The sequence below is a fragment of the Stenotrophomonas sp. MMGLT7 genome, assembly GCF_021168555.1.
In the GTDB taxonomy this organism is placed as follows: domain Bacteria; phylum Pseudomonadota; class Gammaproteobacteria; order Xanthomonadales; family Xanthomonadaceae; genus MMGLT7.
In genome coordinates this window covers 25,045-40,738 of sequence record NZ_JAJOZS010000002.1, presented here as the reverse complement: position 1 = coordinate 40,738, position 15,694 = coordinate 25,045, and the positions used below count along the sequence as shown (strand labels likewise).

Annotated in this window: 15 protein-coding genes; 3 read left to right on the top strand and 12 right to left on the bottom strand. The window is 70.0% G+C overall.

Going from position 1 to position 15,694, the window contains the following annotated elements; genetic code table 11:
- Positions 1-11 precede the first annotated feature (11 nt).
- The gene (locus tag LRX76_RS02965) at positions 12-1,661 is read left to right on the top strand and encodes an acyl-CoA dehydrogenase family protein (RefSeq protein WP_231801947.1); all 1,650 of its coding nucleotides are present in this window, start codon (positions 12-14) and stop codon (positions 1,659-1,661) included.
- Positions 1,662-1,897: 236 nt separating this feature from the next.
- Here the strand turns inward: LRX76_RS02965 and LRX76_RS02960 are convergent, their stop codons facing one another.
- From LRX76_RS02960 to LRX76_RS02945, 4 genes are all read right to left on the bottom strand, one after another.
- Positions 1,898-2,275 (bottom strand): hypothetical protein, encoded by a 378-nt coding sequence (locus LRX76_RS02960; protein ID WP_231801944.1) that lies wholly within the window; start codon positions 2,273-2,275, stop codon positions 1,898-1,900.
- A 285-nt stretch (positions 2,276-2,560) separates the two neighbouring features.
- Positions 2,561-2,902 carry a hypothetical protein gene (locus LRX76_RS02955; protein WP_231801929.1) on the bottom strand — a complete coding sequence of 114 codons (342 nt, stop codon included), beginning with the start codon at positions 2,900-2,902 and terminating at the stop codon, positions 2,561-2,563.
- 122 nt (positions 2,903-3,024) lie between these two features.
- Positions 3,025-4,200, bottom strand: coding sequence for an acetyl-CoA C-acyltransferase (locus LRX76_RS02950; protein ID WP_231801927.1), 1,176 nt, complete (start codon positions 4,198-4,200; stop codon positions 3,025-3,027).
- Between the two features lie 464 nt (positions 4,201-4,664).
- Positions 4,665-5,768, bottom strand: coding sequence for a Glu/Leu/Phe/Val dehydrogenase dimerization domain-containing protein (locus LRX76_RS02945; RefSeq protein WP_231801925.1), 1,104 nt, complete (start codon positions 5,766-5,768; stop codon positions 4,665-4,667).
- Positions 5,769-6,283: 515 nt separating this feature from the next.
- Between LRX76_RS02945 and LRX76_RS02940 the strand changes: the two genes are divergently transcribed.
- Positions 6,284-6,457 (top strand): DUF1328 family protein, encoded by a 174-nt coding sequence (locus tag LRX76_RS02940; RefSeq protein WP_231802607.1) that lies wholly within the window; start codon positions 6,284-6,286, stop codon positions 6,455-6,457.
- 365 nt (positions 6,458-6,822) lie between these two features.
- On the opposite strand, the gene LRX76_RS02935 is transcribed toward LRX76_RS02940, so the two are convergent.
- Both LRX76_RS02935 and LRX76_RS02930 read right to left on the bottom strand, forming a co-directional pair.
- The gene (locus tag LRX76_RS02935) at positions 6,823-8,193 is read right to left on the bottom strand and encodes a M28 family metallopeptidase (RefSeq protein WP_231801923.1); all 1,371 of its coding nucleotides are present in this window, start codon (positions 8,191-8,193) and stop codon (positions 6,823-6,825) included.
- A 195-nt stretch (positions 8,194-8,388) separates the two neighbouring features.
- Positions 8,389-8,637 carry a DUF2789 domain-containing protein gene (locus LRX76_RS02930; protein WP_231801921.1) on the bottom strand — a complete coding sequence of 83 codons (249 nt, stop codon included), beginning with the start codon at positions 8,635-8,637 and terminating at the stop codon, positions 8,389-8,391.
- A 168-nt stretch (positions 8,638-8,805) separates the two neighbouring features.
- Between LRX76_RS02930 and LRX76_RS02925 the strand changes: the two genes are divergently transcribed.
- On the top strand, positions 8,806-9,072 hold the full coding sequence (locus LRX76_RS02925; RefSeq protein ID WP_231801919.1) for a DksA/TraR family C4-type zinc finger protein: 267 nt from the start codon (positions 8,806-8,808) through the stop codon (positions 9,070-9,072).
- 3 nt (positions 9,073-9,075) lie between these two features.
- On the opposite strand, the gene LRX76_RS02920 is transcribed toward LRX76_RS02925, so the two are convergent.
- From LRX76_RS02920 to LRX76_RS02895, 6 genes are all read right to left on the bottom strand, one after another.
- Entirely contained in the window at positions 9,076-9,699 is a 624-nt protein-coding gene (locus tag LRX76_RS02920; protein ID WP_231801917.1) for a mechanosensitive ion channel family protein, read from the bottom strand.
- A 206-nt stretch (positions 9,700-9,905) separates the two neighbouring features.
- Positions 9,906-11,591 carry an AMP-binding protein gene (locus tag LRX76_RS02915; RefSeq protein WP_231801915.1) on the bottom strand — a complete coding sequence of 562 codons (1,686 nt, stop codon included), beginning with the start codon at positions 11,589-11,591 and terminating at the stop codon, positions 9,906-9,908.
- A 375-nt stretch (positions 11,592-11,966) separates the two neighbouring features.
- Positions 11,967-12,155, bottom strand: a complete 189-nt coding sequence (locus LRX76_RS02910) for a hypothetical protein (RefSeq protein WP_231801913.1) — start codon at positions 12,153-12,155, stop codon at positions 11,967-11,969.
- 345 nt (positions 12,156-12,500) lie between these two features.
- Complete coding sequence (locus tag LRX76_RS02905; protein WP_231801911.1) at positions 12,501-13,865, bottom strand: Hsp70 family protein; 1,365 nt, start codon at positions 13,863-13,865, stop codon at positions 12,501-12,503.
- A 230-nt stretch (positions 13,866-14,095) separates the two neighbouring features.
- On the bottom strand, positions 14,096-14,557 hold the full coding sequence (locus tag LRX76_RS02900) for a peptidylprolyl isomerase (protein ID WP_231801909.1): 462 nt from the start codon (positions 14,555-14,557) through the stop codon (positions 14,096-14,098).
- A 148-nt stretch (positions 14,558-14,705) separates the two neighbouring features.
- Positions 14,706-15,680: a cation diffusion facilitator family transporter gene (locus LRX76_RS02895; protein WP_231801907.1), complete on the bottom strand. Its 975-nt coding sequence runs from the start codon at positions 15,678-15,680 to the stop codon at positions 14,706-14,708.
- Positions 15,681-15,694: the final 14 nt, after the last annotated feature.

Below are 15,694 nucleotides of genomic sequence, written 5' to 3'. Positions count from 1 at the left end.
GGAGGAACGTAATGCACGACACATTGCCCGCCGCCGAGGCGCCGCCGTTCGAAACCCACCAGGTGGCCAACCAGCCGCCGCCGTTCGAGGAGCGCGACCTGTGGCGCGACGACGCCGTGCTGCGCGAGGCGGTCGTGCGCGAGGGCGCGCAGGCCTTCGTGCCGCAACTCGCCGGCTACGGCGCGCTGGCCGGCGGCGAGCTGTACCGCATCGGCTTCGACGCCAACCGCGACCGGCCGCGCCTGCGCAGCCACGACCGCCATGGCCACCGCATCGACACGGTCGAGTTCCATCCGGCCTACCACCGGCTGCTGCAGGCGGCCAAGCAGCACGGCGTGGCCGGGCTGTCGTGGCAGTCGCCGCAGCCCGGCGCGCACGTGGCCCGGGCCGCGCTGAGCTACCTGCACCATCAGGTCGAGGCCGGCACCAGTTGCCCGCTGACCATGACCCACGCCGCGGTGGCGGTGCTGCGCCAGCACCCGGCGCTGCGCGAGTGGGCAGACAAGGCCGCCGCCGCGCACTACGACCCGCGCGACGTGCCCGTCGCCGCCAAGGCCGGCATCACCCTGGGCATGGGCATGACCGAGAAGCAGGGCGGCTCGGACGTGCGCAGCAACGCCACCATCGCCTCGCCGGATGGCGGCGACGGCTACCGCCTGGTCGGCCACAAGTGGTTCTTCTCGGCGCCGATGTCCGACGGCTTCCTGGTGCTGGCGCAGGCGCCGGGCGGGCTGAGCTGCTTCCTGCTGCCGCGGCGCCTGCCCGATGGCGACAAGAATGCCTTCCGGCTGATGCGGCTCAAGGACAAGCTCGGCGACTGGTCCAACGCCTCCAGCGAGGTCGAGTTCTGCGGCGCCTGGGCGCAACGCGTCGGCGAGGAAGGGCGCGGCGTGGCCACCATCATCGAGATGGTGATGATGACCCGGCTGGACTGCATGCTCGGCGCCGCCGCGCAGATGCGCATGGCGCTGGCGCAGGCGCTGCACCACGCCCGCCATCGCGCCGCCTTCGGCCGGCTGCTGTCCGAGCAGCCGCTGATGCGCAACGTGCTGGCGGACCTGGCGATCGAGTCGGAGGCGGCCACCGCGCTCGCGCTGCGGGTGGCGCGAGCGGTCGATGCCGCCGGCCGCGACCAGGGCGAGGCGGCGTTCGCGCGCATCGCCACCGCGCTGGGCAAGTACTGGCTGTGCAAGCGCGCGCCGGCGTTCGTCAACGAGGCGCAGGAATGCCTGGGCGGCGCCGGCTACGTCGAGGAATCGATGCTGCCGCGGCTGTACCGGCAGGCGCCGCTCAACTCGATCTGGGAGGGCAGCGGCAACATCCAGTGCCTGGACGTGCTGCGCGCGCTGGCACGCGAACCGCGCACGCTGCAGGCCGTGAACGACGAACTGGCGGCCGCTGCCGGCCTGCATCCGTCGCTGGACGGTGCGCTGTCGCAGATCCGGCGCCAGCTCGCGGACGAGCCGCAGCCGGCCGCCGCCCGGCTCGTCACCGAACGCCTGGCGCTGGCGCTGCAGGCGGCATTGCTGTTGCGCAGCGGCAGTCCCGCGGCCGAGGCGTTCGTGCGCAGCCGCCTCGGCGGCGAGCACGGATCGGCGCTGGGGACGCTGCCGCCGGAGCTGGTGGACGCCCGGCTGCTGGAGCGCGCCTTGCCCGGTTGAAGCCGCGGCGGGCCGGTGTGGGAGGAGCCGGCCCGTCGCAGGCGGGACGCCCGTAGCAGCGACCTGCAGGAGCGACTGTAGGAGCGACTTCAGTCGCGATGAGGCTTCACCGATAAAGCCCCATCGCGACTGAAGTCGCTCCTACCTGGGTGGTCGAGTTCGTGCGCAAGCCGGATACGGAACGGGCCGGCCGATCCCTCGGCCGGCCCGTCATGGGCCTCGGCTGCGCCGTCGCCTCAGGGCTGCTTTTCCTCGGCCCGGCGCTCGGCCCGGTCGGCGGTCTCGCGGGTCTTGTCGGCCGCCGACTCGGCGGCGTCGGCCGTGGCGTCGCTGGCATTGGCGGCGGCGCGCCGGGTGGCCGCGTCGGCGTCATCGGCTGCGCGGCTCAGGTGCTCGCGCGTGTCGTGTGCCGCTTCGCGGGTGGCGGCCGCTGCCTTGTCCGCCGCCTCGCGGGTCGCGTCGGCAGCCTTGTCGGCGGCTTCGCGGGTGGCCGCGGCGGCGCTGTCGGCGGCCTGCGCCGCGTCGCGCTTGGCACGTTCGGCTTCCGGTCCCTTGCAGGCGGCAACGGCAAGCACCATGCCGCCGATCAGCAGGGCGAGTGGCATCTTCTTCATGAAACGCTCCTTGGAGTGTCGGAATCGACACCGGCAGCGTAGGCGCGGGTGCATGCAGCCGGCGTCAACGCCGCAGCAGATCGCAGGAACGATACAGAAATAACTGTAGGAGCGACTTCAGTCGCGAGGGGCTTTCCTGGTAAAGCCTCATCGCGACTGAAGTCGCTCCTACAGTCAGTCATTCCCCCAGGAGTTTCTGCGACGGCATGAGTCTCCTGCGCAGCCAAAGAAAAAGCCGCTGGCGAACCAGCGGCTTTTCCAGACTTGCTGAAAGCGGAGAAGTTATTACTTCTTGGCTTCTTCGGCAGCGTCCTTGGCCTGCTCGGCGGTGCCTTCGGCAGCCTTGGCAGCGTCGGCAGCCTGGTCGGCAGCGGCATCGGTCGAAGCGCCGGCAGCAGCAGACGAAGCGTCGGCGGCGGTGTCGGCAGCAGTGGCGGCGGTGTCGGCAGCGGCCTGGGCAGCGTCGGCGGTCTCGGCGCCGGCAGCAGCGGCCTGGTCGGCAGCGGCCTGGGCGTCGGTGGCGGCCTGGTCAGCGGAAGCAGCGGCGTCCTGGGCCTGCTCCTGCTTCGAGCACGCAGCCAGGGCCAGACCCAGAGCCAGTGCGATCAGCAGCTTGTTGATGCTCATTGTGATCAATCCTCGTCGTTAGTTAGGCAACGCGCAATTGCGCGCCGGCAACATGATGACAAGCCCAAGTCGGGTGTCAAGCATATGCGCATTCATATTTGTGTAATGGCCGTTAATTCCAATCAAATCAATTCGATGGCGATGGCTGTCGCTTCGCCGCCACCGATGCACAGAGAGGCCACTCCACGCTTGCCGCCGCGCTTGCGCAGGGCATTGAGCAGGGTCACCACCAGGCGCGCGCCGGAAGCGCCGATGGGATGTCCCAGCGCACAGGCGCCGCCGTTCACGTTGAGCCTGTCGTGGGCGATGCCGAGATCGCGCATGGGCACCATGGCCACGACCGCGAACGCCTCGTTGACCTCGAACAGGTCCACCTCGCCGACGCTCCAGCCGACCTGCCGCAGCAGCTTGTCGATCGCTCCCACCGGTGCGGTGGTGAACCACTCCGGCGCCTGCGAGAACGTGGCATGGCCGACGATGCGGGCCAACGGCTGCACGCCGAGGCGCGAGGCCTCGTCGCCGCTCAGCAGCACGGCGGCGGCGGCGCCGTCGGAGATGCTGGAGGCGCTGGCCGCGGTGATGGTACCGTCCTTGGCGAAGGCCGGCCTGAGCGTGGGGATCTTGCCGATGTCCGACCGGCCGGGCTGCTCGTCGCTGGCGTACTCGAGCTCGCCCTTGCGGGTGGCGACCTTGACCGGGACGATCTCGCCGTCGAACGCGCCGCTGGCCTGTGCGGCCTGCGCGCGCCTGACCGACTCGATGGCGTAGGCGTCCTGTTCCTCGCGGCTGAAGCCGTACTTGCGCACCGCCTGCTCGCCGAACACGCCCATCGCCTGGCCATCGTAGGGATTGGTCAGGCCGTCCCAGGCCATGTGGTCCACCACCTCGAAACTGCCGTAGCGGTTGCCGGTGCGCGAATGCGGAATCAGGTGCGGGGCATTGCTCATCGACTCCATGCCGCCGGCGACCACCACGCCGGCCGAGCCGGCCTTGATCAGGTCGTGGCCGAGCATGATCGCCTTCATGCCCGAGCCGCAGACCTTGTTGATGGTGGTGGCGCCGGTGGACGCCGGGATGCCGGCGGCCAGCGCCGCCTGGCGTGCCGGTGCCTGGCCGAGATTGGCCGGCAGCACGCAGCCCATGATCACTTCCGATACGGCGTCCGCGTCGACACCGGCCTGCCGCAGCGCCGCGCCGATCGCCGCCGCGCCGAGGGTCGGCGTGGGCACGCCGCTGAACTGGCCGAGGAAGGAGCCGATGGCGGTGCGCATGGCGCCTGCGATGACGATGTCTGACATGGGCATTACCGGGGTAACGAGTGATCCCGGATTATCGGCGCGCCGATGGCGGGCCGCCAATCGGACTTTAGGCCGAGGTCGTGGCGGCGTGGCATCGATACGCCGCCACCGCCCACGGCGCCGATCTGCCGCGGCACCGGCATCGGCCGCGCTCGCGGGCTCGGCGCGGGAACCCGGAAAGCGCGCAGGCGGCCATCGGGCCGCCTGCGTGGATGCAACGGATGTCGGCGCACCGCGGCGATCAGTCCTGGAAATACATGCCTGTGGCGAGCAAGGACAGTGGAGCGGGGTGATGCATCGCGGGTTTCCCCTGTTGCGGGGTGAAAAGGGCTGTTCCGGCAGCCTCGGTTCTGGCGCGATGCGGGGTCGTGTAGCGGAAGCTACGGAGCCTTGCAGGGGGTCAATGCCGTCCGTGCGGGACGGCCTGGGGGTCGGCGAGAGACAGGGGGAGGGGGCGCGAAGACTCAACGCTCCCCGCGCAGTTTTCCCATGAAACGCGGCTGGCTGCGTCCGAGCGGCAGCTTCAGCTTGCCGATGGCGTCGATGCGCGCCTGGGCGATGCGGTCGGCGGCCTGCTGCGGCGCGATGGCCTCGTGCTCGGCCAGGTCGAAGATGCGGCCCAGCGTGTGGTAGATGCTGCGGATCAGCCGCATCGCGCGCTCGCGGTTGTAGCCGTCGATCTCCAGCGACACGTTCATCACCCCGCCGGCGTTGACCGCGTAATCGGGCGCGTACAGGATGCCGCGCCGCTGCAGTTCCTCGCCGATCTGCGGCGTGGCCAGCTGGTTGTTGGCGGTGCCGCATACGACCTTGGCCTTCAGCCTGGGCAGCGTCTGCTCGTTGAGCGTGCCTTCCAGTGCGCAGGGGGCGAAGACATCGGCGGCGACCTCGTAGATCTCGTCCGGCTTGACCGCCTCGGCGCCGTACTCGCTGACCGCGCGTTCCACCAGCGCCGCATCCAGGTCGGTGACGAACAGCTTGGCGCCGCGCTCCTTGAGCAGCTTCACCAGTTCCATGCCGATGTGGCCCAGACCCTGCACGGCGATGCTGGCCTTGCCCACTTCCTCGTGGCCGAACTGGCGGTTGAGCGAGGCCATCAGCGCCTGCAGCGCGCCGTAGGCGGTGAACGGCGCCGGATCGCCGGAGCCGCCGTGGATCTGGTGGACGCCGGTGACGCAGCCGCTCTCCAGGTAGATCTGCTCCATGTCGTTGACGTCGGTGCCCACGTCCTCGGCGGTGATGTAGCGCCCGCCCAGCGACTCGACGTAGCGGCCGAAGGCGCGGAACAGCACCTCGGTCTTGTCGACCTTGGGGTCGCCGATGATCACCGCCTTGCCGCCGCCGACGTTGAGTCCGGCCAGGGCGTTCTTGTAGGTCATGGTCCGGCTCAGGCGCAGCGCATCGAGCAGTGCCGCCTCGGTGCTGCCGTACGGGCGCATGCGCACCCCGCCCAGTGCCGGACCCAGCACGGTGCTGTGCAGGGCGATGATGGCGCGCAGCCCGGCATCGGGGCTGTAGCAGAAGACGACCTGTTCGTGGCCGGAGGTTTCGAGGGTTTCGAAAAGCATCGGTGGGGCTCCGCTCGTGTCGCTGGCGCCGGGCGCCATGACCAGGGACCTTGCCTGGTGGGGGGAAACAAAAAACAAAAAAGCGACGTATCCGGAGCTAGTCCTGGGCGTCGCGAGGGCGCCCATTCTAATCAATCCGCCTCCTCGCTGCAGCCGGCGAAGGCAAGGCGGCCGACGCCTGCCGGAACGCCGATCGCACATCGCGGCCAGGGCATTGATTTCAACGGAAATCAATTGATTTGGCGGCTGTTCGGGGCAGGGCAGGGCGAGGGCGCCGTTCAGATAGGGGGGCGCCAGCGATGGGGCGGATTGCCGCACTGCGCTGATTGGACGCGGGCCGGTCCCGGCCGTCCGGCCTCCCTGCGCGGCGCCGGACCGGTTCACGCAGGCCGCACGGGCGCTTGCGTAGTTTCCTCGGCACGCCTGCCGCGTCGATCCTCGCCAACCGCGTCCGGCAGGTACTTCTTTCAGAACATCGGTTGCAGAAGCAGGCCCGACCGGCCAAAGGAATTCACATGATCAAGTGGGCCATCATTTTCGCCATCATCGGCTTGCTGGCCGGGGCGCTGGGTTTCACCGGCGCAGCCGGTGCCGCGATGGGCATCGCCAAGTTCCTGTTCTGGGCCGGCATCATCATCGCCGTGGTCCTGTTCGTGCTGGGCATGACGATCGCCAAGAAGGTGACCTGAGGCGCTGCTGTGCGCGGGCTCTTCCTTCCCACGCTTGCGGTGCCGGGCACCCTTGCAGGGAAGCTGCTCGCGTATGGATATGACTGCGCCAGCTGAAGCACCTGCTTCAGCTTTTCCTGCTCCCTTCTGCGACGTGCCGTGCTCGCGAGGCAGGATGCCAGGGCGCACGGCAGAGCCGGCCGGAAGTGCGCGCCGCAGGGACGGCACGCACTGGGCGGGTTAGGAGGCGGGCGAAGATTCGCCCGTACCTTCACTCCAGCCCTTTCCCGATGGGAGGAAGGCGTGGATATCCCGCGCTTGGGGTCCGTGCTGGTCGGAAGGCGTCAAGGCCGCGGCCCGGTATCGGCGACGGCCGCCGGGGTCCGTCAGTAGCCGCCGAAGCTGCCGGCCGGCCCAGGGAATACCACCGGGCTCTCGGTCCCGTCCCGGGCCACCGCGGCCACGCCGAAGAAGTAGTTGTCGATGACCACGTTCTTCAGCGTGAACGCATCGACGTTGCCGACATCGATGCTGCGGCTCCACTGCGGTTCGGTGGTCAGGCGCCAATAGATCCTGTAGCCGGCCAGCTCGGGGGCCTGCGCGGTGGGAGGGCGCTGCCAGCGCAGCGTGGTGTCGGCGGTCACCGCGCCCTCGATGCCGACCGCGGCCGGCGGCGGCGGGGCCCAGGCCATGCCGGCCAGGCTGACCGCGTTGAGCGCGGTCAGCCTGGCGGCGTAGGCGAAGTCCACGCCGTCCAGGGTGTCGCCGTAGACGCGGCCGTTCTCGCTGCGCAGGTCCTGGTGCTGGCGGTCGTAGTTCTCGTTGGTTTCCATCACCCGCACCGCCGGGAAGCCGGCGTCGTTGAACGGGCGGTGGTGGCCGCCGCGGCCGAAGCGGTCCAGCCGGTAGACCATCATCACGTCGAGATTGGGTACGTAGCCGGCCATGCGCGCGATGTAGCGGGCGAGGTTGCGCGAGGGCGAGTCGACCTCGCCGCCGGTGAAGCGGCGCTGGCGTGCCTCCTCGGCGGTCTCGGTGGCGCGCAGGCCGTCGGAGAACACGCGGGCGCTGGCGTTGTCGGTGACGCCGTTGATGCCAGCGATATTGCCGATCATGTCGTTGTTGAGCACCGCCTCGATGCGCCAGCCTTCCTGTTTGGCCCGCTCGGCCAGGATCTTGCCGCCGAACAGGCCCTGTTCCTCGCCCGAGAGCGCGGCATAGACGATCGAGCCCGGGAAGCGGTAGCGGGTCAGCACGCGCGCCGCCTCCAGCGTGCCGGCCACGCCGGAGGCGTTGTCGTTGGCGCCGGGCGCGTCGGCGGTAGCGTTCATCACGTCGCTCACGCGCGAATCGATGTCGCCGCTCATGATCACGTAGCGGTTCGGATCGGCGCTGCCGCGCTGGATGGCGACCACGTTGACGATCTCCACCGGATCGGGAATGCGCTTCTCGCCGGAAACGGTACCGCTGACGTAGCGCACCTCCAGGCAGCCGCCGCACTGGCGCGAGATGCGCTCGAACTCGTCGTGTATCCAGCGCGTGGCCGCGCCGATGCCGCGCGTGGGCGAGGACGTGTCCGAGAGCGTGTGGCGGGTGCCGAAGGACACCAGCTTGCGCACGTCGGCCTCGATGCGCGCGGCCGATGGCGCGGTGCCGATGGCATACAGGCGGGCATCGGCCGGGACGGGCGATACCGGCGACTGCGCAACGGCCGCGGCCGGCAGCAGGCAGAGCAGGACGGGCAGGATTCGACGCATGGCAGGTCCCCGGGAAGTCGGACCGCGATTATGCCGTGACCGCGGATGCGCGCTACCGGCATGCGGCGGCGCGACGGATGCCGGGCCGTCCGGGTGCGGAGGAGCGGACGGCCCAGGCCTCGCGGCCGCGGTGCGGCGGGTGCAGGCGGCAACCTCCGCGAGGCGAGGGACTGCCCGTGCCCGGACGCCGCGCCGCTACTGCGGTGCCGGCGTGGCGTGAAGCGCCACGTTGAGCTGGTCCACCACCACGGCCCAGTCGGCGTCGTCGATGCGCTCCTCGCGCAACAGCTGCGCCTGTGCCGGCGTCCAGAACGGGGCCTCCTCCAGGCGTACGTCGCCCGGCAACGGCGAGTGGCGGGCGATGAAGGCGCGGATGCTGGTTTCGTCGGCGGGCAGGCCGAGCTGGGAGAACAGTTCGGAGAACGGATGGATGGACTCTTCCATGGGAGCGAAAGCCATGCGGGACGGGCGGCCAGCATAGTCCAGGGCGGTGTGGCGGCGTGTATGCGGCCGGTCGCCGCGAAGCATGAACGCGAGGCCGCGGCGCTGCTTGCAAGCGCCGCGGATGACCGCATTATCTGCACTGGATCAACGTGTTTTCCGGAGGACGTCATGGCGACCGGTTGGGCCGGCGACGGCGCGGTGCAGGAGCAGATCGATGCCACCGTGGACGACGCCATCAAGCGCGCGCGCAGCCAACTGCGGCAAGGGCCGAGCCTGAGCCATTGCGAGCAATGCGATGCGCCCATTCCCGAGGCGCGGCGCAAGGCCGTGCCCGGCGTCCACCTGTGCGTGGAATGCCAGGCGATCCAGGATCGCGAGCAGCACGAGTTCAGCGGCTACAACCGCCGCGGCAGCAAGGACAGCCAACTGCGCTGAGGCTCAGCCGGCCGGGCCGGTCTCGATGCGCGCGGCGGCGACGCCGGCGGGCAGCGCGCCGGAGGGCCAGCGCCGCACCGTGCGCTGGAAGAACAGGTTGTTCGGAATCTGCAGCACCGTGCCCTCGTGGCCGTCGTGGATCTCCTGCAAGGTGGTGTAGATCAGGTTGACGTCGATCACCCGGCCCTTGAGTCCCGGCTTCTCGCCGTTCTCCAGCAGCTCGATGTGGTCGTGCAGGCGGAACGGCCGCGTGGTCAGGATCAGCATCGTGCAGAAGATGTTGGACAGCACGCTCCAGGCGGCGAAGAACGCCACCGCGCCGACCGCGGCGAAACCGGTGAAGGCGGTCCACAGCACGGTGCCGGAGACGCCGAAGCGGTCCAGCACCAGCATCAGCGCGGTACCGAAGATCAACACGCCGGCCAGGCGGCGCGCGGCGACCAGCAGTTCCGGCGGCAGCGCATAGCGTTCGCCGAGCCGGCGCAGCAGCCGGCGCGCCAGCATGCGCAGCAGCCACGCGGCCAGCACGATCAGCGCGACCTGTACGGCGATCACGATCACCTCCAGCCATTCGTGGGTCCAGGAGGGAAGGTGGTCGTGCAGCAGTCCGGTACCGAGTCGCTTCATGTGTCGGGTGGGAATCCGTGGGTGGAATGCCGGTGGCGGGGCCTCATTCTATTGGCGCCGTGGCCATGCCGTCATGCCTCGCGCCTGCACGACCGGTGCCGCGAAGGCGGAGGCGAGGACGGCGGCATGTGCGCGCCAGGCGCCGTGCCTGTGCCTTCCTGCTCCCGCCGAGGCGAGCCGTGCGCGGCAGGCGCCGCCAGGCGCGCTCAGTCCTCGAGCCGCTTCGCCATCGTGTCGCGCATGACGAATTTCTGGATCTTGCCGGTGATGGTCATCGGGAACTCCTGCACGAACTCCACGTAGCGCGGGACCTTGTAGTAGGCGATGCTGCCGCGGCAGTAGTCGCGCAGTTCCTCGGCGCTGCAGGCGCTGCCCTCGGCCAGCCGCACCCAGGCGCACACTTCCTCGCCGAACTTCGCGTCCGGCACGCCGAACACCTGCACGTCGGCCACCGCCGGGTGGGTATGCAGGAATTCCTCGATCTCGCGCGGGTAGATGTTCTCGCCGCCGCGGATCAGCATGTCCTTGAGCCGGCCGACGATGCGGCAGTAGCCGTCCTCGTCGAGCGTGGCCAGGTCGCCGGTGTGCATCCAGCCGTCGGCATCGAGCGCCTCGCTGGTGCGCGCCGGGTCGTTCCAGTAGCCCTTCATCACCGAGTAGCCGCGCGTGTGCAGTTCGCCGGTGACGCCGCGCGGGACGGGGTGGCCGTCGCCGTCGACGATGCGTACCTCCACGTGCGGATGGATGCGGCCGACCGAATCGACGCGGCGGTCGAGCGGGTCGTCCGGCGTGGTCTGGAAGCTGACCGGGCTGGTCTCGGTCATGCCGTAGGCGATGGTGACCTGCGCCATGTGCATCTGCCCGACGACCTTCTTCATCACCTGCACCGGGCACGGCGAGCCGGCCATGATGCCGGTGCGCAGCGAGGACAGGTCGAACTCGCCGAAGCGCGGGTGCTCGAGCATGGCGATGAACATCGTCGGCACGCCGTGCAGCGCGGTGCAGCGCTCGTCCTGCACGGCCTGCAGCGTGGCCAGCGCGTCGAATCCTTCGCCCGGGACCACCATGCAGCTGCCGTGGGTCACGCAGGCCAGGTTGCCCAGCACCATGCCGAAGCAGTGGTAGAACGGCACCGGGATGCACAGCCGGTCGTGTTCGTGCAGGCGCATGCACTCGCCGATGAAGAAGCCGTTGTTGACGATGTTGCGATGGCTCAGGGTGGCGCCCTTGGGCGAGCCGGTGGTGCCGGAGGTGAACTGGATGTTGATCGCGTCGTCCGGCTGCAGCGTCGCCTGCAGCGCATGCACGCGCGCCAGTGCCTGCGGATCGTCGCAGGCGGCGATGCGGTCGAAGTCCAGGGTGCCGGGCACGGCCGCGACGTCGCCAAGCACGATCACCTGGCGCAGCTCCGGCAGCCGCGGTGCGTGCAGGTCGCCCGGAGTGCTGCCGTCCAGCTCCGGCGCAAGCTCGCGCAGGATGGCCGGGTAGTCCGAGCTCTTGAAGCGCCGCGCCAGCACCAGTGCACGGCAGCCGGACTGCCTCAGCGAGTACTCCAGTTCGTGGCTGCGGTAGGCCGGGTTGATGTTGACCAGGATCAGCCCCGCGCGCGCGGTGGCGAACTGCATCAGCACCCACTCGCAGCGGTTCAGCGACCAGATGCCGATGCGCTCGCCCGGTTCCAGGCCCAGCGCGAGCAGGCCGGCGGCCAGGCGGGTGACCGCCTCGTCCAGCTGCGCATAGTCCATGCGCACGCCCTGCGCCGGCGCCACCAGCGCGGGCTGCTTCGGCCAGCGGCCGGCGATGCGCGCGAGCAGCGCGCCGACGGTGTCTTCCAGCAAGGGCGGCTGCGTATCGCCGATGACATGGCTGGGAGCGGAGGCTTGGCGGGTCATGATGACGGTTCGGCCGCAAATCGGCGGGGGCAAGAGGATACGACGCGATGCGATCGCTGTCCGTCCAGCGCTATATGTTGCTGCGCTTGTGCTGCTTGCGAGCAAAACCCGGTTCCGTCCAGTTTGTTCATCACGACAGGAATCGGCAGCTCCCTTCTCCCGCTTGCGGGGGAAGGTGGCGCGCAGCGCCGGATGGGGGGCTTTTGCTGTTGCTTGCCTATGCTCCAGGCAGCCCCCATCCGCCCTTCGGGCAGCTTCCCCCGCACGCGGGAGAAGGATGTTCCGGAGTTTCGAAACGAAAAACGGCCGCCGCGCAGGCCTGCGCGGCGGCCGTGGGAAGGTGTGCCTGCATCCTGCGATGCGGGCAGCGGACGATCAGTTGTCGCCGTCCTTGTTCTCTTCCTGGTGCTTGAGGGCACGGGTGTTGCCGAGCACCTCGATGCGGCCGCCGGCCTTGCGGAAGGCGGCAAGGTCGGCCGCGATGCGCTCGCTGCTGAGCGCCTGCGAGGGCGAGTTGCGCGAGGACTTGGCGGTGAACGAAGACTTGGTTGCGGTGCGAGCCATGGATGTTTTCCTCCTTCGATGAAACGGCTGGAAGCGATGGATCGTTGCCGGAATGCTCCGGCCGGCGCACGGGTGCGGTACTGGCATGCCTTGTCCCGGCGAATCCCGGAAAGCGGGCGCACGGGTTACCAGCGCCGGTCTGGCGCCTGCTGTCTGTGTCGGGGGGACAGACGGCGTGGGCAGCGGATGCCGCCCGGTTGAGGGCAACGCCGCGAGGCGGCGGTTGCAGCGGAGAGATCGCGCGTTGCTCGGGTCGCGATACGGAAAGGCGTGCTCCGCATGCTACACGGGCGGGTGTAGACAATCGTTAAGAGGGCCGGGGCCCGGGGAGGAATCCCTGCCGAATCAGTCGCTTGCCTGCGCCGCTGCCAGCGCCAGGCCCTGCACCACGCCGAACGACGGGTCGCCGTGGACCACCCGTGCGCCGGGAAAGGCCGCGCCGGCGATCTGCCGGATATAGCCGGCGCGCGACATGCCGCCGGTGAGAAACACCGCCTCCGGCTCGTGGCCGATATCGGCACGGACCTGCGCCAGCAGCGCGGCCAGCTCGTCCAGGTAGCCGGAAGCGGCCGCCTGCAATGCCGGCGCGTCCACCTGCACGTGCAGGCCGCGTTCGATGCAGTCCAGCGGCGCGAGGTGCTCGGGCCGGTCGCTCAAGGCGATCTTGGCCGTCTCCACGGCGCGATACAGGCGCGCGGTGTTGCCGGTGTCCTGCAGTGCCCGCAGGCGGCGATCGAACGGTGTCGGCACCTCGTCGTAGCGGTGGCTGCGGAAGTCGCGCTGGCGGGTCATGTCCTGCACGGTGGCCGCCTCGACGTAGTGGTGCGCCGGCACGCGGGTGCTGCCGCGGCCGAACAGCGGCATGAACGCGGCCAGGCTCAGCGCCAGGTCGATGTCGGTGCCGCCGCGGGCGATGCCCCAGGCGCGATGGATCGACGGCGGCTGCGGCCCGCCGACGCTGGCATGGGCGACGTCGGTGGTGCCGCCGCCGATGTCCACGATCACCGCCTCGTGGCGGCTGTCGCTGACGGCGTGGTAGTGCATCGCCGCCGCCGCCGGTTCCTCCAGGAAATCGACCGCGTCGAAGCCCGCGGCGATCGCCGCCGACTGCAGGATCTCCAGCGCCTGTGCGTTGCCGGCCTCGCCGATCGAGCTGCGGAACTGCACCGGGCGGCCGAGCGTGGCGCTGCGCACGCGGGTGCCCAGCTGCGCCGAGGCGGTGAGGCGGATGTGTTCGAGGATGTGGGTGGCGATGCCGGTGATGGTCTGGCGCGCGCGCGGATGCAGGTTGTAGCCGAGCATCGACTTGGGGCTCTGCACCAGGTTGCCTTCGTCCTCGGCGAAGTAGGCATCCAGCGCGGCCTCGCCGTAGACGGCGTTGTGCAGCAGCGCGGCGGAACTGCGCGGCTGCCGCACCTGTTCCTCCATCCACTGCCGGCGCACGACGCGGATGGCGTCGCGGCGCAGCTGCTCGCGCGTGCGCGGCCGGCCGGCGGCGACGGCCGCGCGGCGCGCCGATTCGGCCAGTTCCTCGACCTGGTGCTCCAGCGCCGGGGTGAGCTCGAAGTCGGCCGGGTCACGCATCACTCCGGGGAAGTACACGGTGGTGCGGAACTGGGCCTGGTCGCCGAAGCGCACGCGCACCATCTCGCCGTCGACGATGGCGGCGGCGGCCGAGTTGCTGGTGCCGAAGTCGATACCGAGGCGCATGGCGGCAGGAGGCGGTGCGAGGGGCCGCGCACTGTGCGGCAAGCCGGCCGATGCCGCAACCGCGGCGGTGCCGGAGCGACGATGCCTGCCACAGACGCCGCACGGCCGGCGGCGGCGTCCGCCAGCCGCGCAGCCCGGGTAGGCGCAGCGCCCCCGGGTCATCGCCATCCCGGGCGCGCTGCGCTCTTACCCCTACGGGTACCGCTGCGGCCCGGAAGGCGCCGTTGGCGTCAGCCTGGCTGGCCTTCGACCAGTTCCTGCTCGCTCGCCTCGCGCACGTCGGCCACTTCGACCGCGAAATGCAGGGTCTGGCCGGCGAGGGGGTGGTTGGCGTCGATGGTGACCTGCTCGGCGCCGACCTCGGTCACCGTCACCAGCAGCGGACCGCCCTGCGCGTTGGCCTGGAACTGCGCACCTACGGCGACGTCGGTGCCGGCCGGGAACGCGGTGCGCGGCACCTGCTGGACCAGTTGCTCGTGGCGCGGGCCGTAGCCCTGCTCGGGCGGCACGTCGGCCTGCAGGGTGTCGCCGCTGCGCTTGCCGGCAAGCGCCTTTTCCAGGCCGGGCACGATGTTGCCGGCGCCATGCAGGTAGCTCAGCGGCGTCTGCGGCGAGGAGCGGTCGATGACCTGTCCTTCGTCGTTGCTCAGGGTGTAGTGGATCGTGGCGACACGGCCATCCATGATCTCCATGGGGAAACCTCTCGATTCGATGGGAAGGGAATGCGCCGGCTGATTCACGGCACCAGTGCGGTGTTGCGCCTCTACCGTAGAGGCTGGCCGCGGACGGCGCAACCCGGGTGCTGAACCGCGCATGGACGCATGCCGGTGCCGCAGTCGCTCATCCTTCGCCGCGGCTGGAGATCTCGCGTTCGCGCGCCTGCCAGGTCTGCTCGGTCTGCGGCTTGATGAACAGGGCCACCAGGTCCGGGCGCTGCTGCCGCGCCTGCGACTCGATGCGGCGCACGCACTGCTCGATCTGCGGGGTGGTGCAGGCGTCCTCGAACTCGGCGCTGAGCGCGGCGACCACCTGGTTGGGCCCCATCTGCATGGTCAGCACGCCATTGGCGTTGCGCACATCGGGATCGGCCGCGGCGATGTCCAGCAGCGAGCGCGCGAAATGCGGGCTGGCCAGTTCGCCGATCAGCAGGCCCTTGGTCTCGCGCGCCAGCAGGAACGCGGTGGCGGCCAGCACGCAGCCGATGCCGATCGAGGCCACGCCGTCGAGCTCGGGGATGTCCAGCCACTGCGCGGCCAGCAGGCCGAAAAGGGCGATGAACAGGCCGAGCAGGGCGGCGCTGTCCTCCAGCAGCACGGTGAAGGTGGTGGGGTCCTTGCTCTGGCGGAACGCCTGGAAATAGCCCATGTCGCCCTTGCCGGCGCGGAACTCGCGCAGCGCCACCAGCCACGAGAAACCTTCGAACAGGATCGACACGCCCAGCACCACGTAGGCGACGGTGTGGTTGCGGGAAGGCTCCGGTTCCAGGATGTGGCGCACGCCTTCGTAGATCGACACGCCCGCGCCCATCGCGAACACCAGCAGCGCGACGATGAAGCTCCAGAAGTACAGTTCGCGGCCGTGTCCCAGCGGATGGTCGGCATCGGCCGGGCGCTCGGCGCGCTTCATGCCGTACAGCAGCAGGATCTCGTTGGTGGTATCCACCAGCGAGTGCACGCCCTCGCTGAGCATGGCCGAGCTGCCGGAGATGCCGGCGGCGACGAACTTGGCCATGGCGATGGCGAAATTGCCGGCCAGCGCGGCATAGACGACGAGGCGGGAACCGGTCGGCCTGGACAAGGCTTCACCTGTGGACATGGGGGACGGGCCGC

What these genes read in the sequence shown, in the direction of transcription:
- LRX76_RS02965 (WP_231801947.1), top strand. Translation starts at nt 12, where the DNA reads ATGCACGACACATTGCCCGCCGCCGAGGCGCCGCCGTTCGAAACCCAC.
- LRX76_RS02960 (WP_231801944.1), bottom strand. Translation starts at nt 2,275, where the DNA reads ATGAAGAAGATGCCACTCGCCCTGCTGATCGGCGGCATGGTGCTTGCC.
- LRX76_RS02955 (WP_231801929.1), bottom strand. Translation starts at nt 2,902, where the DNA reads ATGAGCATCAACAAGCTGCTGATCGCACTGGCTCTGGGTCTGGCCCTG.
- LRX76_RS02950 (WP_231801927.1), bottom strand. Translation starts at nt 4,200, where the DNA reads ATGTCAGACATCGTCATCGCAGGCGCCATGCGCACCGCCATCGGCTCC.
- LRX76_RS02945 (WP_231801925.1), bottom strand. Translation starts at nt 5,768, where the DNA reads ATGCTTTTCGAAACCCTCGAAACCTCCGGCCACGAACAGGTCGTCTTC.
- LRX76_RS02940 (WP_231802607.1), top strand. Translation starts at nt 6,284, where the DNA reads ATGATCAAGTGGGCCATCATTTTCGCCATCATCGGCTTGCTGGCCGGG.
- LRX76_RS02935 (WP_231801923.1), bottom strand. Translation starts at nt 8,193, where the DNA reads ATGCGTCGAATCCTGCCCGTCCTGCTCTGCCTGCTGCCGGCCGCGGCC.
- LRX76_RS02930 (WP_231801921.1), bottom strand. Translation starts at nt 8,637, where the DNA reads ATGGAAGAGTCCATCCATCCGTTCTCCGAACTGTTCTCCCAGCTCGGC.
- LRX76_RS02925 (WP_231801919.1), top strand. Translation starts at nt 8,806, where the DNA reads ATGGCGACCGGTTGGGCCGGCGACGGCGCGGTGCAGGAGCAGATCGAT.
- LRX76_RS02920 (WP_231801917.1), bottom strand. Translation starts at nt 9,699, where the DNA reads ATGAAGCGACTCGGTACCGGACTGCTGCACGACCACCTTCCCTCCTGG.
- LRX76_RS02915 (WP_231801915.1), bottom strand. Translation starts at nt 11,591, where the DNA reads ATGACCCGCCAAGCCTCCGCTCCCAGCCATGTCATCGGCGATACGCAG.
- LRX76_RS02910 (WP_231801913.1), bottom strand. Translation starts at nt 12,155, where the DNA reads ATGGCTCGCACCGCAACCAAGTCTTCGTTCACCGCCAAGTCCTCGCGC.
- LRX76_RS02905 (WP_231801911.1), bottom strand. Translation starts at nt 13,865, where the DNA reads ATGCGCCTCGGTATCGACTTCGGCACCAGCAACTCGGCCGCCGCCGCC.
- LRX76_RS02900 (WP_231801909.1), bottom strand. Translation starts at nt 14,557, where the DNA reads ATGGAGATCATGGATGGCCGTGTCGCCACGATCCACTACACCCTGAGC.
- LRX76_RS02895 (WP_231801907.1), bottom strand. Translation starts at nt 15,680, where the DNA reads ATGTCCACAGGTGAAGCCTTGTCCAGGCCGACCGGTTCCCGCCTCGTC.